Genomic DNA, 15089 nt, shown 5'->3' with positions numbered 1-15089 from the left:
ATGCGATCAAGTCGCGGGATGACATCAAAGTAAAATAAAAACAATAAACATTATTTAACATGGCAATATTAATAAATAAAAAAACACAAGTTATCTGTCAGGGTTTTACTGGTTTACAAGGAACTTTTCACTCTGAACAAGCGATAGCGTACGGCACTAACATGGTTGGCGGTGTTACACCCGGCAAAGGCGGTCATACTCACCTTGATTTACCTGTATATAATACCGTACATGAAGCAAAAGCAAAAACCGGTGCAAATGCAAGCGTTATATATGTTCCGCCCGGCTTTGCCGCTGATTCGATATTAGAAGCAATCGATGCCGAAATTGAAGTAGTAGTATGTATAACGGAAGGAATTCCGGTGCTTGATATGGTGAAAGTAAAACGTGCTTTAGTCGGTTCTAAAACTAGATTAATCGGTCCTAACTGCCCTGGAGTTATCACACCGGGTGAATGTAAAATCGGTATTATGCCTGGGCATATTCATAAAAAAGGAACAATAGGTATTGTTTCAAGATCAGGTACTCTAACTTATGAAGCAGTAGCACAGACAACAGCAGTAGGACTTGGACAATCTACGTGTGTCGGTATAGGCGGCGATCCTGTTAACGGCACTAATTTTGTTGATTGTATTGAGATGTTTTTGAAAGATGATGAAACAAAAGCAATTATTATGATCGGTGAAATTGGTGGTAATGCAGAAGAAGATGCAGCTGAGTTTATCAAGCAGTCAAAAATCAAGAAACCTATAGTAAGCTTTATTGCAGGTATTACAGCACCTCCAGGTAAAAGAATGGGACATGCCGGAGCCATTATTGTCGGAAGAACAGGAAGTGCCGAAGATAAGCTTGAAGCTCTACAAAGTGCCGGCGTAATTATCACTAGATCCCCTGCCGATATCGGTAAAACTATGTTAGATTTACTAAATAAAGGCTAAAGTTATTCAAGAGCAATTGCTGTCATTCCTACTAGGCCTTGTTGCGTGGAGACTGAAGGTCGTCATTGCGAGGAAATTACGTAACTAATTGACGAAGCAATTTCAGGATGCTTGACAAGATTGCCACGTCGCTTCGCTCCTCGCAATGATGATTTGGTATCCATGCAACAATGCTTTCACGGGAATAACATAAAAAGCATTTACTGGTCTACGCAACAATTCTTAAGAACTCTTAATTACCCCTAATTTCTTTAACTATATTTAGTAATTGTGGGAAATCTATTAACCCAGGTATTAATTTTGAATCGATTATATACGCAGGTACTCCTTGAATTCTAAGACTTCTAGCTATTTTCATATTTTGAGTAATTAAATCTTTAATCTCATTACTATCGGCAATTTCTTCAATTTCCGTAGCATTTAAGCCATTCTCAGTTAATAATTCTTTTATAGATTCCTTAGAAACATCTCTTATTTTTATTAATTCATCATGAACAGCTTTGAATTTACTTGGATTAACCTTATAAACGGCTAAAACTATTCTTGCAAGATATTCGGAAACATCTCCAAGGATAGGAAGCGGTCGTAATACAACTTTAACTTTTGGATCGTTTTGCAATAATTCATTTATAGAAACATCGCCTTTTTTACAATAAGAACAATTGTAATCATAAAAAGCAATTATTGTTACATCACCGTCTTTATTTCCTATAACAGGAAAGCTTGTGCTATCTTCAATACTTAACTTATTATCTTTTATATAGTTATTAACTTTAGTCTCATTTTCCTGTACTTTACGTTTTTGCAACCCTTCTATTGATTCTATTATTATTTCTGGAGTTTTAAGCAAATAATCTTTGATTATTTCTTGTACTCTTTCCTCTTCACATTTTCTTGCATCTTCGCTTTGTTTAACCTCAACGGAAACCGGATTTGTAGAATAAGTTTTCATTGTTTTGAAAACAAATAAAACTCCTATTATAACTATAAATATAACCAATATTTTACCTATAATATGCTGCATAAATACCTTTTTTAAAATTTTATATCTTCCTAAAGTCTAAGTAATTCTATATGTCATTCCCGCGAAAGCGGGAATGACATAAAACGAGCTATGTAACAAAGCCGGCTTGTCATCCGGTGTAGCAAAGTCCATTACTTCTGTCTTATTAATCTGCTCTGATCTCTTTTCCAGTCTTTTTCTTTAATTGACTCTCTTTTATCATGTAATTTCTTACCTTTAGCAATACCCAGTTCAACTTTCACTTTATTTTTTTTATTAAAATACATAGAAAGAGCTACTAGCGTATAGCCTTTTATTCTAATTCTACCGATAATTTTCTTTATCTCTTTAGTATGCAACAATAATTTACGCGGTCTACGAGTAGCATGATTAAATCTATTCGCTTTTTCATATTCTGCAATATGGCAGTTATACAAAAATACCTCATGTCCGGTATCTGCCGCATGACTTTCTTCTATAGAAGCTTTGCCTTGACGCAGAGACCGTACTTCACTACCCTTTAATACAATACCCGCTTCTAATCTTTCTTCAATAAAATAATTAAAAAGGGCTTTCTTATTTTGTGCAATAACTTTCTTATATTCAGTCATATTTTTATAGATAGTGATGTTATGATGTTTTCAATTTGTTTTTTGGCACTATCGCTTGCTTCAGTTAATGGGGGTCTAATTTCATTTTCACATAAACCTAAATAATGTGCAGCATATTTTATCGGAATCGGATTAGATTCTACAAATAATGCTGTATATAAAGGTAGTAATTTCTGATGTATTTCTAATGCTCCTTTAGTATCGTTCTTATTCCATTTTTCTAATAGCTCTTTACATATATTAGGAACAATATTAGAGGCTACAGAAGTCCACCCCACCCCACCTTGAGCGTTAAAAGCTAAGACTACTTCATCATTACCGGTTAAAATATTGAAATCCTTTTTAACTGTTGCTCTGATCCGCAATGGACGTTCTAAATCTACACCACAATCTTTTAATGCTAAAATACGCGGTAGCTTGCTAAGTCTCAATATTGTCTCATCAGAAAAATCTACTCCGCTTCTAGTTGGAGCTGAATATAACATAATAGGTAGATTACACGCTTCATGCAATGCTTCAAAATGCTTATAAATCCCGTGTTGGGTAGGTTTGACATAAGATGGTGGACTAGCCATAAAACCATCTACGCCGATTTTTGTAGATTCCGCTGCAAGTGCTCTTGCATAAGTAGTATTATTTGATGAACACCCGCTTATTATAGGAATACATTTATTAACGATTTCTACACTAGTTTGCAGTAATAATTTATATTCTTCAAAGCTTAAACTACTACTTTCTCCCGTTGAGCCTGCAATTAATACTGCATCAACTTCATGCTTTATTTGATGTTTTACAATTCTCTCTAAAGCATATAAGTCTAACTTATTATCTTTAAAAGGTGTTATAAGTGCGGTAATTAAACCTTTAAATATGTTATGCATGATTTTTTTGATTTTAATTGTTTAGCTTATTAAATCGTCATTGCGAGAAGAATTACGTAGTAATTCGACGAAGCAATCTCAGGAGTTTGTTATTATTTCATGAGATTGCCACGCAGTCTACGACTGCTCGCAATGACGACTCGGTATCCATACACAGGCAATACCTCCTCGCAATGACGTTTCTTCTACTCCCTAACAACACGCCTATACTCTTCTTTCAAACGATCTGCAATTTTATGATCATCAAAAATAATCTTTTTATTGCCAAGATCTATAGAATCAATATTTTGTACCTCAATTGCCGTGCCTGTAACAAAACATCCGGTAAAATCCTCTATTTGCTCTAATTTTAAACGCTCTTCTTTTACTTCTAGACCTAAATCTTTTGCAATTTCAATAATAGTCTGTCTTGTTATACCGTTTAAAAACCTATCGGCAATTGGAGTATATAATATTTTATCTTTAACAAAGAAAATATTTGTTGTAGTGCATTCAGCAATATACCCTTCATAATCAAGTAATAATGCATCCTCATAGCCAAGAGCCTTAGCTTCTTTTTTACTCGTTATTGCCATATTATATTGAGCGGCGGATTTAGACTGTACCGGGGTGCTATCAGGCATTGCTTTACGCCAGCGGCTTACATGCAAATTTATACCTTTCTCAAAAGACCTCGGCATAGATGGAATACCGGCAATCAAAAGATTAGTAGATAAATACTGATTAGTGATATTTAGCGACTCGTCTCCGCACCAAATAAGCGGTCTTATATATGCATCCTTAATATTATTTTGTTTTATTACACGTTCATGAGCTTTTATTATCTCGTCTACATTATAAGGTACTTTCAAACCTAATGCTTCTGCTGATTTTATTAATCTTGCCGTATGTTCTTTTAGTTTAAAAACTTTGCCGTTATAAGCTCTCTCACCCTCAAATACCGATCCTGAATAATGCAGGCTATGAGTCAAAACATGAATCCTTGCAAATTGATAAGGAACTAAATCACCGTTAATCCAAACATGCCAAAAAATTTGCTCTAGTTTTACCATTGTCATTAACCTATATTTATATTAAAGTATTGTCAATCGTCATGAGCTATACGGCCGTAGTTCTTATGTCATTCCTGCGAAAGCGGGAATCCAGTAGTATTTAACGTCATCCCGCGACTTGATCGCAGGATCTCAGAACACAGCCTGCGACATAAGATCCCGTGGTCAAGCCACGGGATGACAATAGTGAAATACAATTTTTTTAAATTAAACGAGTATACATGCATACATACAAAGCACATATTTTAATCGTTGATGATGATAGCAGAATATTAGCACTTTTAAAGCAATTTTTAAATAAAAACGCGTTTTTAGTATCAACGGCAAGCTCAGTCATAGAAGCTAAAAATCTATTAAAAACTTCTAATTATGATTTAATTATTTTAGATGTTATGTTACCTGAAATAACAGGGCTTGATTTTGCTACTACTATAAGGGATGCCGGTAATAATATTCCTATAGTTATGCTTACTGCTTTATCGGAAGCCGATGACCGTGTTAAAGGACTTGAAGCCGGTGCCTCTGATTATATAACTAAACCTTTTGAACCGAGAGAATTATTACTTCGGATAAATAACTTAATCAATAATTATAATAACTTTACAAAAGAAACGAATATAATTAAATTCGGCAATAATTTTTATAATTCCGATACAAAAGAATTTACCAAGAATAATCAAATTGTATCTCTTAGCTCTACTGAACAAAAATTACTTGAGATATTAATAAAAAATTCCGGTAAATCTACTAGTCGTTTTGAACTGTCAAAAATCATGGGAGGGCTTAGTATGCGTTCTATCGATGTACAAATTACAAGAATAAGAAGCAAAATAGAAGACAACCCAAAAGAGCCGAAATATTTAAAAACTGTGCGTAATGAGGGCTATGCACTTTATATCTAAATTATTACAGCATATTTCAAAGAGCTTCAGACAAGATGAATTTAAAAGCGAGCCTACACAGCGTATAAAAATACGTGAGCACAGACGAATCTTGAAAAATTCGCTTGTATCAAGCTCTTTGAAATATGCTTTACCAAGAACATTATTTGTACGGTTTATGTTTATTATAATCATTCCGATTTTAATAGGACAAATCGTTGCTATATTTTTGTTTTACGATCGTCATTGGTATAATGTTTCATATTATACTAGTACTATTATTATCAATGAAATAGAATCATTGATTAAAGAACATAGAAATAATTCAAGAGAGATAACCCATTTATCGGAAAATTATCTTAATTTATCTTATCAGTTTCAGCTTAATAAAAAGTTATCTATAAAACAGCCTAAATTAGGTGAACCTTTAACTATATTCAAAAATATTTTAGCTACAAAAATCCATGAAAAAAATATAGTTAAACTAAATAAGGAAAATAAAATTGAAGTATTTTTAGAATTAAAAGATGGAGTATTATATATTACTTTTCCTGCAAAGTTACTACTTAATCCTACAGTATATATATTTGTTTTATGGATTATATCTTTAACTGTTATATTACTTTCTGTTTCTATTATTTTCTCCAAAAATCAAATTAAATCAATACTCACTCTTGCGGATAGCATGGATAAATTTGGTCGAGGTGTTTTAAAAGGCAAAAATTTCAAACCTTCAGGAGCCTTAGAAATAAGAAAAGCAGGGCTTGCTTTTTTAAAAATGAAAGCTCGTATTGAAAAACAAATTACTAAAAAAACCACTATGCTTGCTATGATTTCTCATGACCTGAGAACTCCTTTAACAAGAATGAAGTTACAACTTGAATTGATGGAAGAAAGCGAAGAAATCGAAGGGTTAAAACAAGATATATTAACTATGCAGCAAATGATAAATTCTTATTTAGATTTTGCTAAAGGTGAAAGTACAGAAGAATTTGAAGACATTTTATTATTACCTTGGATGGAACGTTTTTTTAACAAATGGTCACATGTAAATATTGAATTTATAAAATCTACTAATTTAGATAAACTAGAAGTATGCATTAAGCCGCATTCTTTTGAAAGAGCCTTGTCTAATTTAATCGGTAACGCTATAAAATATGGAACTAAAATTAAGATATCCTCAAAAGATAATTCATCTACCGTAGCTATAATTATTGAGGATAACGGTCCCGGTATAGATGATACGGAAACACACCTTGTATTTAAACCGTTTTATAGATCGGATAAAGCAAGACAGCTTGATAATGCAAGTAACGTAGGGCTTGGGCTTGCTATTACTAAAGAAATAATAAACGATCATAAAGGCTCTATTTATTTAGAAGATAGCAAGGATTTAGGCGGGCTATCGGTAAGAATCGAAATACCTAAAATATGACTACCGATGTCATTCCCGTGTAGATGCCAAATCGTCATTACAAGGATAGGCAAAGCCGAGGGCGTGACAATCTCAGAAATTTTATATTGTTTCATGAGATTGCCACGCTCCTTGCAGTCGCTCGCAATGACGGAAAAATCGATCCATGCAGCAACATCTAAAATATAAAATAATGACTAACATAAAACATTTAGCAATAATAATGGACGGTAATGCTCGTTGGGCAGATCAGCATAACTTAACAAAATCTGAAGGGCATAAAGCAGGAGCCGATAAAATTCGTGAATTACTGCCTGAGTTTCTTAACCTTAACATACCTTATATAACTTTATATACTTTCTCTTCTGAAAATTGGCAACGCTCAAGCACGGAAGTAGATTTCTTAATAAAATTATTAAGTATTTATTTAAAAACCGAATTAAATAATTTACATAAAAACGGCGTTAAAATAAAAGTAATAGGTAGGCTGACTTTATTAAGTAGCTCATTGCAAAAACAAATAAATAATGCTATAGAATTAACAAAAAATAATAATAAAATAACGCTTTGTATAGCTTTTAGTTATGGAAGTCGTCAAGAAATAGTTGATGCCTGCACAAAAATTATTACAAGCGGTAAAAAAGCAGTAAGTGACAGCGATATACAACACGCTTTATATGATCCTGAAATGCCGGATGTAGATTTATTAATAAGACCGGGCGGGGTTTATCGCATCAGTAATTTCTTGCTTTGGCAAGCAGCTTATGCTGAATTATATTTCTCACCCAAATATTGGCCTGATTTTAATAAATATGATATACAAGAAGCTATAAATGATTACTCAAAAAGGAAAAGAACATTTGGTAAAAGATAAACAAAAATCAAACATATATTTAAGAATCCTGTCCGGTATAGTTTTAGTTCCGTTATTTGTCATAGCTATATTATGGTGTAAGCCTTTATTCTATATTCTAATGATATTAGTAGGTACGGGAATGTTAAGTGAATGGTATAATATGACCTACTCTTCTATTCCTGATCTATTAATCGGGCTAATTATTATTCCGATTCCTATAAGCCTATTAATATTTTTAAGTATGGAAGATACCAATAGATGGCTTATTATGCTTTATTTTTGCATAATGTGGTCGGTAGATACTTTCGCTATGATTGGCGGTAAAACTTTTAAAGGAGCAAAACTTGCTCCGAAACTTAGTCCTAAAAAAACCTGGAGCGGTTTAGTGACGGGAGTATTATCAGCAGGTTTAGTTGCGGTATTAGTTAGTTTTATACCAAACTTTCATATTGAAAATTACTATTTTTCAAATAAAATTTATTTGTTTATAATTAGTTGTATATTAGCATTAATAGCTCAATTAAGTGATTTATTTATTTCATATTTTAAGCGAAAATTTAATATTAAAGATAGCGGTCATATAATACCCGGTCATGGAGGAGTGCTAGACAGATTTGATAGTATTATTTTAACCGCTCTGATATTATTTCTTATGAATATATATTTATGATAATACATTTAAATAATCATTCTAAAAAAATAATTTTAAATATCTTTTTAGCTTTACTGCTTGGATATTTTGTTTTTCATTGCATATATGGTAACAAAGGGATTATTGCATATCTAAAAGTAAATAGGCAGCTTGAAAAAGCTTATGATGAACTAAAAGGCTTACGAGCAGAAAGAGTAGAACTTGAGCATAACGTCAAATTACTTCGAACGGAATCTCTAAATAAAGATATGTTAGAAGAACAAGCAAAGAAAGTTTTAGGAGTAGCTGCTCCAAATGAGCAGGTGTTTAATCACCAATAACAAAACTTTGTTGTCATCCCGCGACTTGATCGCGGGATCCAGTCTTTTTTAATTTTTTTTTGATACCGTGGTCAAGCCACGGTATGACACAGAACGCGTTTTTCGATCCGCACAACAACATTATTGATTCAAAGGAATTAAAAATCATTTATGACTATAAAAATTTATCAAAACGACCTACCTAATAATTTTAAACTTGAAGGAGATCTAGCTATAGATACCGAGACAATGGGACTAAATCTACATAGAGATAAACTATGTTTGCTACAATTTAGTAACGGCAATGGTGAAGCTCATCTTGTTCATTTTACAAATCAAGATTATACAGCTCCTAATGTAAAAGCATTATTACTAGATAAAACTAGATGTAAGATATTTCATTTTGCTAGATTTGATCTAGCATCCATAAAAAAATATTTAAGTATAGATTTAGAAAATATCTTTTGTACTAAAATATCTTCAAAACTAGTTAGAACTTATACCGATAGTCATGGGCTTAAGGATTTGTGCCGAGAATTGCTTAATATAAATATTTCAAAACAACAACAATCTTCATATTGGGGTGCGGATAATTTATCTTCAGAACAAAAAGAATATGCAGCAAAAGATGTACTTTATTTGCATCAGTTAAAAGATATTTTACAAAAAATGCTACTTAAAGAAAATAGGTATGAACTTGCCCAAGATATTTTCCGTTTTTTACCGATAAGAGCTAATTTAGACCTTATCGGTTGGAATGAAATCGATATTTTCATGCATTAATTTATTAATACCATTTATTGACTTCAGGTATAAAATCAGGCGCACTATTTAATAGTCTATCTGTAATAAATTTTAATTAATAATTGAAGATTTTTGCAGAAATAGCAGTTCCTATTTCAAAAAAATCTTATAATTTACAGCAAAAAAAATTAAATTACCGGTTAAAATTTATTACAGACAGTTTATTAGTAGCTAATTGATTTTTTTAAATTACTAAGCCTACAATAGACTTATTGCATAATGTAGCTAATAAGGAAGAATTTGAAGACAACACGGAAACACTTGCCACCGCAGCATACATAAAAATACGTAAGGATGTGAGTACCGGATTGACATACAAATTTACCCTTAGACGCAAGTTATACAAAAAGTTTAATTAATTAGTAACTCAAAGGGGATCTTTATGACTAATAGAAAAAAAATAGACGTGCTAGATTCAGAGTCAGATTTAAATCTAAGTCTAGATAGTATAGCAAACCTCTGTTATCCTAGGATTATAACTTGTAAAACAGAAGAAGACACTTTAAGTATTGATGGCGGTGTTTTTGCCGCATTTTGGTAGGCAGCCAATTATATAATAGATAAAGTATTAATGCTAATAAACAATATTTACTATTACCTTAGAGAAGGGGCATTATGAAACTTCATCTTATCAGAGTTATAAGGGTGCTTCAAAAGGTACTTACCATAATAATTGCAGTAATTTTATAAATGAGACGCAGCAGCATTATGACGCTTCATTAGATAAACATAAGGAGGTAGTTTTAGGTCATACTACTACTTTTTTTTGGGTTAGTATGGTGGTAATACAATAAAAGTATGCTAGGTGTCATACTGCGGCTTGACCACGGTATTTAAAAACAACTTAAAGTACTAATAATTTTAGTATTTTAAACTAGATCCCGCGATCAAGTCGCGGGATGACAGATTCAAAAAATAATATACTTCTGATAAATGAAAAGTAGATAGACGCAGTTTAATTTGGAAAGAGCAAGGAGTCTGTAAGCCGAGGAGCGGAGCATATACTTAATACGTGAGCATCCGAAGACTTACCAAAACGACGTAGCCAATTTTCCAAATTAAACGAGTATATTCACAATTTTACGAGGAACGAGGATAATCTTCTTCGGCTCTTTCCCTTCTAAGAACTTTTGTACCTTTGGCAGACTGACGGTAACTTGCTTTATTTCATCTTCACTTACGGAAGTTTTAAACTCATAGGTATCACGGAGTTTGCCGTTAACCTGCACTGCCATAATATATGTATCTAACTCTAGCATTGATTCATCAAATGCAGGAAAAGACAAATTATATAATCGCTCTTTATTGCCAAGCTTTTGCCAAATTTCTTCCGTAATATGCGGGATAAAAGGATTTAGTAGCTGTACTAAAACATTAAAGCCACGCCTTACGGTTTTAACATCAATTTTATCTTTGGATATTTCAGCAGATATAGCATTAGAAAGCTCGCGCATACGTGCTATTGCTCTGTTTAGGGCAAAATGCTTTATATCTTCGGCGACGTGCTTTATTGTAAAATGTACTAACCTATTAAGCTCTTTATTAACCTCGCTATTCACATCATCTTTTAAAGAATCTATCGCCTTAAACATATACTCAAGCTTATTAATAAAACGTGAGCAGCCTTCAATACCGCTTGCCGACCATTCTAGATCTTTCTCAGGCGGACTATCGGACAGTACAAAAAGCCTAATAGCATCTGCCCCCATATTGCTCTTGCATTGTCTCAAGATCGATGAGATTCTTTTTAGACTTACTCATCTTTTCAATGCGTCCCTGCACTACTCTATTATTGCTTTCTTTATGAAAAAATTCATTACCCTTTTTAACTACTTCTTCAGGATATAACCAATTATTATGTTCATCTTTGTAAGTGGCATGCAGCACCATACCTTGAGTAAATAGCCCTTTAAAAGGCTCTCGAACGCTTACGTAATTCTGTTCGTTCATTACTTTTGTGAAAAACCTTGCATATAATAAATGCATTACCGCATGTTCAATGCCGCCTATATATTTATCGACCGGTAGCCAGTAATCACAAGCTTTTTTATCAGTCATCTCTGTAGCATTGCTATTGCAATATCTCGTAAAATACCAAGATGATTCAAAAAATGTATCAAAAGTATCGGTTTCACGCACAGCCGGCTTATCGCATTTCGGACAATTAACATGTTTCCAACTAGGATGATGATCAAGCGGATTACCGTGACCGTCAAAATTGACATCATCAGGTAAAGTAACGGGTAAGTCTTTGTAAGGTACAGGCACTATGCCACAAATTTCGCAGTGAATCATAGGAATAGGACATCCCCAAAAGCGCTGCCTTGAAATCCCCCAATCTTTTAGACGATAATTTACGCTGCGTTTACCTATGCCTAGTTTCTCAAATTCTCCGATGACTTCTTGTTTTGCTTCGTTACTAGTTAAGCCGTTTAGAAAATCCGAATTAATTAAAATTCCATCTTCCGTATAAGCGGTCTTTTGTACATCCATATCTGCTTTAATTACTTGTTTAATAGATAAATTCATTTTAACAGCTAATTCATGGTCACATTCGTCATGAGCAGGGCAACCAAATATTGCACCAGTGCCATAATCCATTAGCACAAAATTAGTAATAATAACCGGTAAAACTATATTTGAATCGAAAGGATGAGTAACAAAAAGACCGGTAAATACACCTTCCTTTTCAGCCTTTTCTAGTTCGCTACTTCTTGTAATATGCGAGCATTGAGTTATAAAAGCGAGTATTTCAGGTGTTTTAGAAACTAACCGCTCTATTATCGGATGATTAAAGGCAATTCCTATAAAGCTAGCACCAAAAATGGTTTCAGGTTTGGTTGAGAATACTTCTATAGTAGTCTCTTCATTATCCTTAATTTTGAAATGAAAATTAGCACCTATCGATTTACCTATCCATTTCTCTTGCATAGACCGAACAGCTTCAGGCCACTCTTTTAAATTCTGAATTTCGTTTAATAATTCTTCAGCATAATCGGTAATTTTTAAGAACCATTGCTTTAAATAACGTTTTGCAACTATTGCACCTGAACGCCAACCACGCCCGTCTACAACTTGTTCATTCGCAAGCACGGTATTATCAACCGGATCCCAATTAACAAATGATTCTTTTTGATAAGCAAGATTTCGTTCATAAAGCTCTAAAAAGAATTTCTGCTCATGTTTATAATACTCAGGATCGCAACTATTTATCTCTCTAGACCAATCATAAGAAAAGCCCATAGATTTTAGCTGCTTTTTCATATTCTTGATATTAGAATATGTCCATTTTTTTGGGTGAGAATTATTTTTTATTGCGGCATTTTCGGCAGGTAGCCCGAAAGCATCCCAGCCCATCGGATGAAGCACATTAAAACCTTGCATAGTCATAAACCTTGCAATAACATCACCTATAGAATAGTTGCGTACGTGACCTACATGGATTTTACCGGAAGGATAAGGCAGCATTTCAAGTACGTAATATTTTGGCTTGCTACTCGCGTTTGATACCTCAAAAGCTTTTTCTTCTTGCCAAATGTACTGCCATTTTTGTTCTATTTGGTTCATATTTTTTTAATTTATATACTACATTGTCATTGCGAGCAGTCGTAGACTACACGGCAATCTCATCAAATATCCTGAGATTGCTTTGTCAATTACTCCGTAATTTCCTCGCAATGACGGCAATACTGTTATTACCTCACACTATTAATATATATCTCTCTAGCTTTTCTTAAAATTTTATCTTCAAGCGTGATAGCAAGATTTGAGGTGTTTTCATTAAGTACCCATTGTTTATTTTTAAGCATTTCTTCAAATACTTTCACTTCGATTGAATCAGGGCTGATTACATCGTCTTTAATAAATATATTTATTTTAAATCGAAAATTAGGATTAGAACGTGGGCTATACCATTCCGTAATAATCACACCGCCGTTTGAGTCGGCTGATGCAAGAGGAGCAACACTTATAGTCTCTAATGCTGCTTGCCAGAGATATTTATTAACTGAACCTCCTACAGCTTTAGTAGATTCATTCTTAACCCTACCCGGTCTAAAAACTAATCCTTCTTCACCTGCTATAGAACCTACTTCGTCCCATTTCTGCTCTCGTTCTGTTTTTGGATAATCACCCGCTAAGATACTAGTACTTATTGCACTAAGTATAATTACAAAAAATAATCCGATAATTTTCTTCATAACCAATATTTAATTAGTGTGCTTGAGGGAAATAATAGAGAAGCTTTAGCTATTAGTCAAAAATTATTTCTTTCCACCGTTCTTTGGCATTGTTATATGGCTCAAAAAAACCCACTCGATGTCATGCCCGCATAGGCGGGCATGACATAGGGCAGATTTAATTATTTCTCAGAAATAAATTCAAAACGTGGAATATTTTTGCCGTGTAATAAAACCTTTTCGTTAAACATTTCAAGCGGCCTTACCCAGAAGCTGGAAATTATCATATAACTCTTGCAAAGTTTCAGTATGTTTTGCAGTATCTATAACTTGATATAATTTTTCTTTGTAATGCTTATATATTCCGGTTCTCATAACACTTACACCTTAACAGGCATGACGACAAAAATATCTTTAGGATTCTCAGGAAATTTAATAAGTACCGGTGCTGAAACATCTGAAAAATATAGTTCTACTAAATCCGATTTCACTGCTTTTAAGACATCTTCCAAATATTGCGGGTTAAAGCCTATAGCTAAAGACTCATCACTATTATATTCATAAAAACTTTCCTTATCTTGTGAAGAATTAATAACCTCTTTTGCGTTACCTCTTGCTTCACCGACGGCACTAATCTCTAAGGTTTCACGAGATAACGATAATTTTACTGCTCTAAATTTTTCAACGGTTATTATCGCTATCCTTTCTATACTATCTGCAAACATTTTTCGATTAATTACTAATTTTGAGCTGCTGCTTTCCGGAATAAAAGTACTATAATCAGGGAAAGTACCGTCTATAAGCTTTGATAGCATAATAGTATTTTCGTTACATATAAATTTAATCTTATTGCTATTTAATAAAATTTCTATATCTTCATTTATATTTTTAGGATCTTTAACGATTTTTAAAATTTCCTCTGCACTTTTTTGGGGTAATATAACTCCAAAATTCTTTATTTGTTTTTCTAATGTTACCCATGAAATCGAAAGTCTATGCCCATCGGTACTTGCCGAACAAAACTCTTTGTCTTTTATGTGTAAATAAACACCGTTTAAATTATAACGAGTTTCATCTAAAGAAATCGAAAATTTTGTCGATTCGATTATTTTAGCAAAATCCGTGCAGGAAATTTTAAAACTTGCTTCAGGATTAATACTATCCATTGCAGGAAAAGAACTAACCGGCAAAGTAAATAAATTAAATTTACAATTTTTTCCTTTGATCTCAAGTCCCGTTGTACCGAGATCTGTTAATGTAAGCTCGGAATCCGGAAGTTTTCGGACTATATCATTTAGAGTTTTCGTAGAAACGGTACATTCACCTTCACTTACTACCTGTACTGCTATTTTTTGACTTAAGTACAAATCCATATTAGTAGAACTAAGCTCTAGATTGCCGTCTTTTGCCGATAATTTAATGTTTGCATATTCAGGTATGACATTACGTTTTTCAACAACGGAACTTGCAAACCCTAGGGACTGAACTAATGTTTTTGTTTCAACTATTAATTTTAACAT

16 protein-coding genes and 2 pseudogenes are annotated in these 15089 nt (G+C 33.2%); 9 read left to right on the top strand and 9 right to left on the bottom strand.

What is annotated here, in order from left to right:
- Nucleotides 1–59: 59 nt before the first annotated feature.
- A complete protein-coding gene (gene sucD, locus RSL_RS03075) occupies nt 60–938 on the top strand; it encodes a succinate--CoA ligase subunit alpha (protein WP_014419805.1) in 879 nt (292 codons plus the stop codon).
- A 232-nt stretch (nt 939–1170) separates the two neighbouring features.
- Here sucD and RSL_RS03070 read toward each other — a convergent pair whose 3' ends face one another.
- The 4 genes from RSL_RS03070 to RSL_RS03055 form a co-directional block, all read right to left on the bottom strand.
- A complete protein-coding gene (locus tag RSL_RS03070) occupies nt 1171–1962 on the bottom strand; it encodes a DsbA family protein (protein ID WP_014273466.1) in 792 nt (263 codons plus the stop codon).
- Between the two features lie 131 nt (nt 1963–2093).
- The gene (smpB, locus tag RSL_RS03065; RefSeq protein WP_004995749.1) at nt 2094–2552 is read right to left on the bottom strand and encodes an SsrA-binding protein SmpB; all 459 of its coding nucleotides are present in this window, start codon (nt 2550–2552) and stop codon (nt 2094–2096) included.
- Nucleotides 2549–3433 carry a 4-hydroxy-tetrahydrodipicolinate synthase gene (gene dapA / locus RSL_RS03060; RefSeq protein ID WP_004995750.1) on the bottom strand — a complete coding sequence of 295 codons (885 nt, stop codon included), beginning with the start codon at nt 3431–3433 and terminating at the stop codon, nt 2549–2551. Before dapA ends, smpB begins: the two co-directional genes overlap by 4 nt.
- Before the next feature lie 185 nt (nt 3434–3618).
- Entirely contained in the window at nt 3619–4491 is an 873-nt protein-coding gene (locus RSL_RS03055; RefSeq protein WP_012150785.1) for a branched-chain amino acid transaminase, read from the bottom strand.
- A 215-nt stretch (nt 4492–4706) separates the two neighbouring features.
- On the opposite strand from RSL_RS03055, the gene RSL_RS03050 reads away from it, so the two are divergent.
- From RSL_RS03050 to RSL_RS09915, 8 genes and pseudogenes are all read left to right on the top strand, one after another.
- Nucleotides 4707–5387: a response regulator transcription factor gene (locus RSL_RS03050; protein WP_010977225.1), complete on the top strand. Its 681-nt coding sequence runs from the start codon at nt 4707–4709 to the stop codon at nt 5385–5387.
- Nucleotides 5371–6801 (top strand): palindromic element RPE3 domain-containing protein, encoded by a 1431-nt coding sequence (locus RSL_RS03045; protein WP_012150783.1) that lies wholly within the window; start codon nt 5371–5373, stop codon nt 6799–6801. Before RSL_RS03050 ends, RSL_RS03045 begins: the two co-directional genes overlap by 17 nt.
- A 145-nt stretch (nt 6802–6946) precedes the next feature.
- On the top strand, nt 6947–7654 hold the full coding sequence (gene uppS, locus RSL_RS03040) for a polyprenyl diphosphate synthase (protein ID WP_010977222.1): 708 nt from the start codon (nt 6947–6949) through the stop codon (nt 7652–7654).
- Nucleotides 7614–8306 (top strand): phosphatidate cytidylyltransferase, encoded by a 693-nt coding sequence (locus RSL_RS03035; protein WP_012719679.1) that lies wholly within the window; start codon nt 7614–7616, stop codon nt 8304–8306. The genes uppS and RSL_RS03035 overlap by 41 nt, the downstream gene beginning before the upstream one ends.
- On the top strand, nt 8303–8608 hold the full coding sequence (locus tag RSL_RS03030) for an FtsB family cell division protein (protein ID WP_012150781.1): 306 nt from the start codon (nt 8303–8305) through the stop codon (nt 8606–8608). The genes RSL_RS03035 and RSL_RS03030 overlap by 4 nt, the downstream gene beginning before the upstream one ends.
- Nucleotides 8609–8758: 150 nt before the next feature.
- A complete protein-coding gene (locus RSL_RS03025; protein WP_004995765.1) occupies nt 8759–9370 on the top strand; it encodes a ribonuclease D in 612 nt (203 codons plus the stop codon).
- A 403-nt stretch (nt 9371–9773) separates the two neighbouring features.
- On the top strand, nt 9774–9932 hold the full coding sequence (locus RSL_RS09300; protein ID WP_014273460.1) for a hypothetical protein: 159 nt from the start codon (nt 9774–9776) through the stop codon (nt 9930–9932).
- 424 nt (nt 9933–10356) lie between these two features.
- A pseudogene (locus RSL_RS09915) lies at nt 10357–10453 on the top strand (palindromic element RPE5 domain-containing protein); the annotation flags it as partial.
- Here the strand turns inward: RSL_RS09915 and leuS are convergent.
- From leuS to dnaN, 5 genes and pseudogenes are all read right to left on the bottom strand, one after another.
- A pseudogene (gene leuS / locus RSL_RS03020) lies at nt 10450–12958 on the bottom strand (leucine--tRNA ligase). The pseudogenes RSL_RS09915 and leuS sit on opposite strands and share 4 nt — an antisense overlap.
- A gap of 128 nt (nt 12959–13086) precedes the next feature.
- Nucleotides 13087–13590: a DUF3576 domain-containing protein gene (locus tag RSL_RS03015; protein WP_004995768.1), complete on the bottom strand. Its 504-nt coding sequence runs from the start codon at nt 13588–13590 to the stop codon at nt 13087–13089.
- Between the two features lie 161 nt (nt 13591–13751).
- A complete protein-coding gene (locus tag RSL_RS10470) occupies nt 13752–13820 on the bottom strand; it encodes a hypothetical protein (RefSeq protein ID WP_231839134.1) in 69 nt (22 codons plus the stop codon).
- A 1-nt stretch (nt 13821) separates the two neighbouring features.
- Nucleotides 13822–13944 (bottom strand): DUF1653 domain-containing protein, encoded by a 123-nt coding sequence (locus RSL_RS09910; RefSeq protein WP_012262374.1) that lies wholly within the window; start codon nt 13942–13944, stop codon nt 13822–13824.
- A 5-nt stretch (nt 13945–13949) separates the two neighbouring features.
- Nucleotides 13950–15089, bottom strand: a complete 1140-nt coding sequence (dnaN, locus tag RSL_RS03005; RefSeq protein ID WP_014273458.1) for a DNA polymerase III subunit beta — start codon at nt 15087–15089, stop codon at nt 13950–13952.

The organism is Rickettsia slovaca 13-B (assembly GCF_000237845.1).
GTDB classification, from domain to species: domain Bacteria; phylum Pseudomonadota; class Alphaproteobacteria; order Rickettsiales; family Rickettsiaceae; genus Rickettsia; species Rickettsia rickettsii.
This window is presented reverse-complemented; position numbering and strand designations above follow the sequence as displayed.

Coding starts and splice junctions, on each gene's coding strand:
- RSL_RS09300 (WP_014273460.1), top strand. CDS start 9,774: ATGACTAATAGAAAAAAAATAGACGTGCTAGATTCAGAGTCAGATTTA.
- RSL_RS03025 (WP_004995765.1), top strand. CDS start 8,759: ATGACTATAAAAATTTATCAAAACGACCTACCTAATAATTTTAAACTT.
- RSL_RS03045 (WP_012150783.1), top strand. CDS start 5,371: ATGCACTTTATATCTAAATTATTACAGCATATTTCAAAGAGCTTCAGA.
- RSL_RS03035 (WP_012719679.1), top strand. CDS start 7,614: ATGATTACTCAAAAAGGAAAAGAACATTTGGTAAAAGATAAACAAAAA.
- RSL_RS09910 (WP_012262374.1), bottom strand. CDS start 13,944: ATGAGAACCGGAATATATAAGCATTACAAAGAAAAATTATATCAAGTT.
- smpB (WP_004995749.1), bottom strand. CDS start 2,552: ATGACTGAATATAAGAAAGTTATTGCACAAAATAAGAAAGCCCTTTTT.
- dapA (WP_004995750.1), bottom strand. CDS start 3,433: ATGCATAACATATTTAAAGGTTTAATTACCGCACTTATAACACCTTTT.
- dnaN (WP_014273458.1), bottom strand. CDS start 15,089: ATGTTAAAATTAATAGTTGAAACAAAAACATTAGTTCAGTCCCTAGGG.
- RSL_RS03015 (WP_004995768.1), bottom strand. CDS start 13,590: ATGAAGAAAATTATCGGATTATTTTTTGTAATTATACTTAGTGCAATA.
- RSL_RS03055 (WP_012150785.1), bottom strand. CDS start 4,491: ATGACAATGGTAAAACTAGAGCAAATTTTTTGGCATGTTTGGATTAAC.
- RSL_RS03030 (WP_012150781.1), top strand. CDS start 8,303: ATGATAATACATTTAAATAATCATTCTAAAAAAATAATTTTAAATATC.
- RSL_RS03050 (WP_010977225.1), top strand. CDS start 4,707: ATGCATACATACAAAGCACATATTTTAATCGTTGATGATGATAGCAGA.
- RSL_RS03070 (WP_014273466.1), bottom strand. CDS start 1,962: ATGCAGCATATTATAGGTAAAATATTGGTTATATTTATAGTTATAATA.
- sucD (WP_014419805.1), top strand. CDS start 60: ATGGCAATATTAATAAATAAAAAAACACAAGTTATCTGTCAGGGTTTT.
- uppS (WP_010977222.1), top strand. CDS start 6,947: ATGCAGCAACATCTAAAATATAAAATAATGACTAACATAAAACATTTA.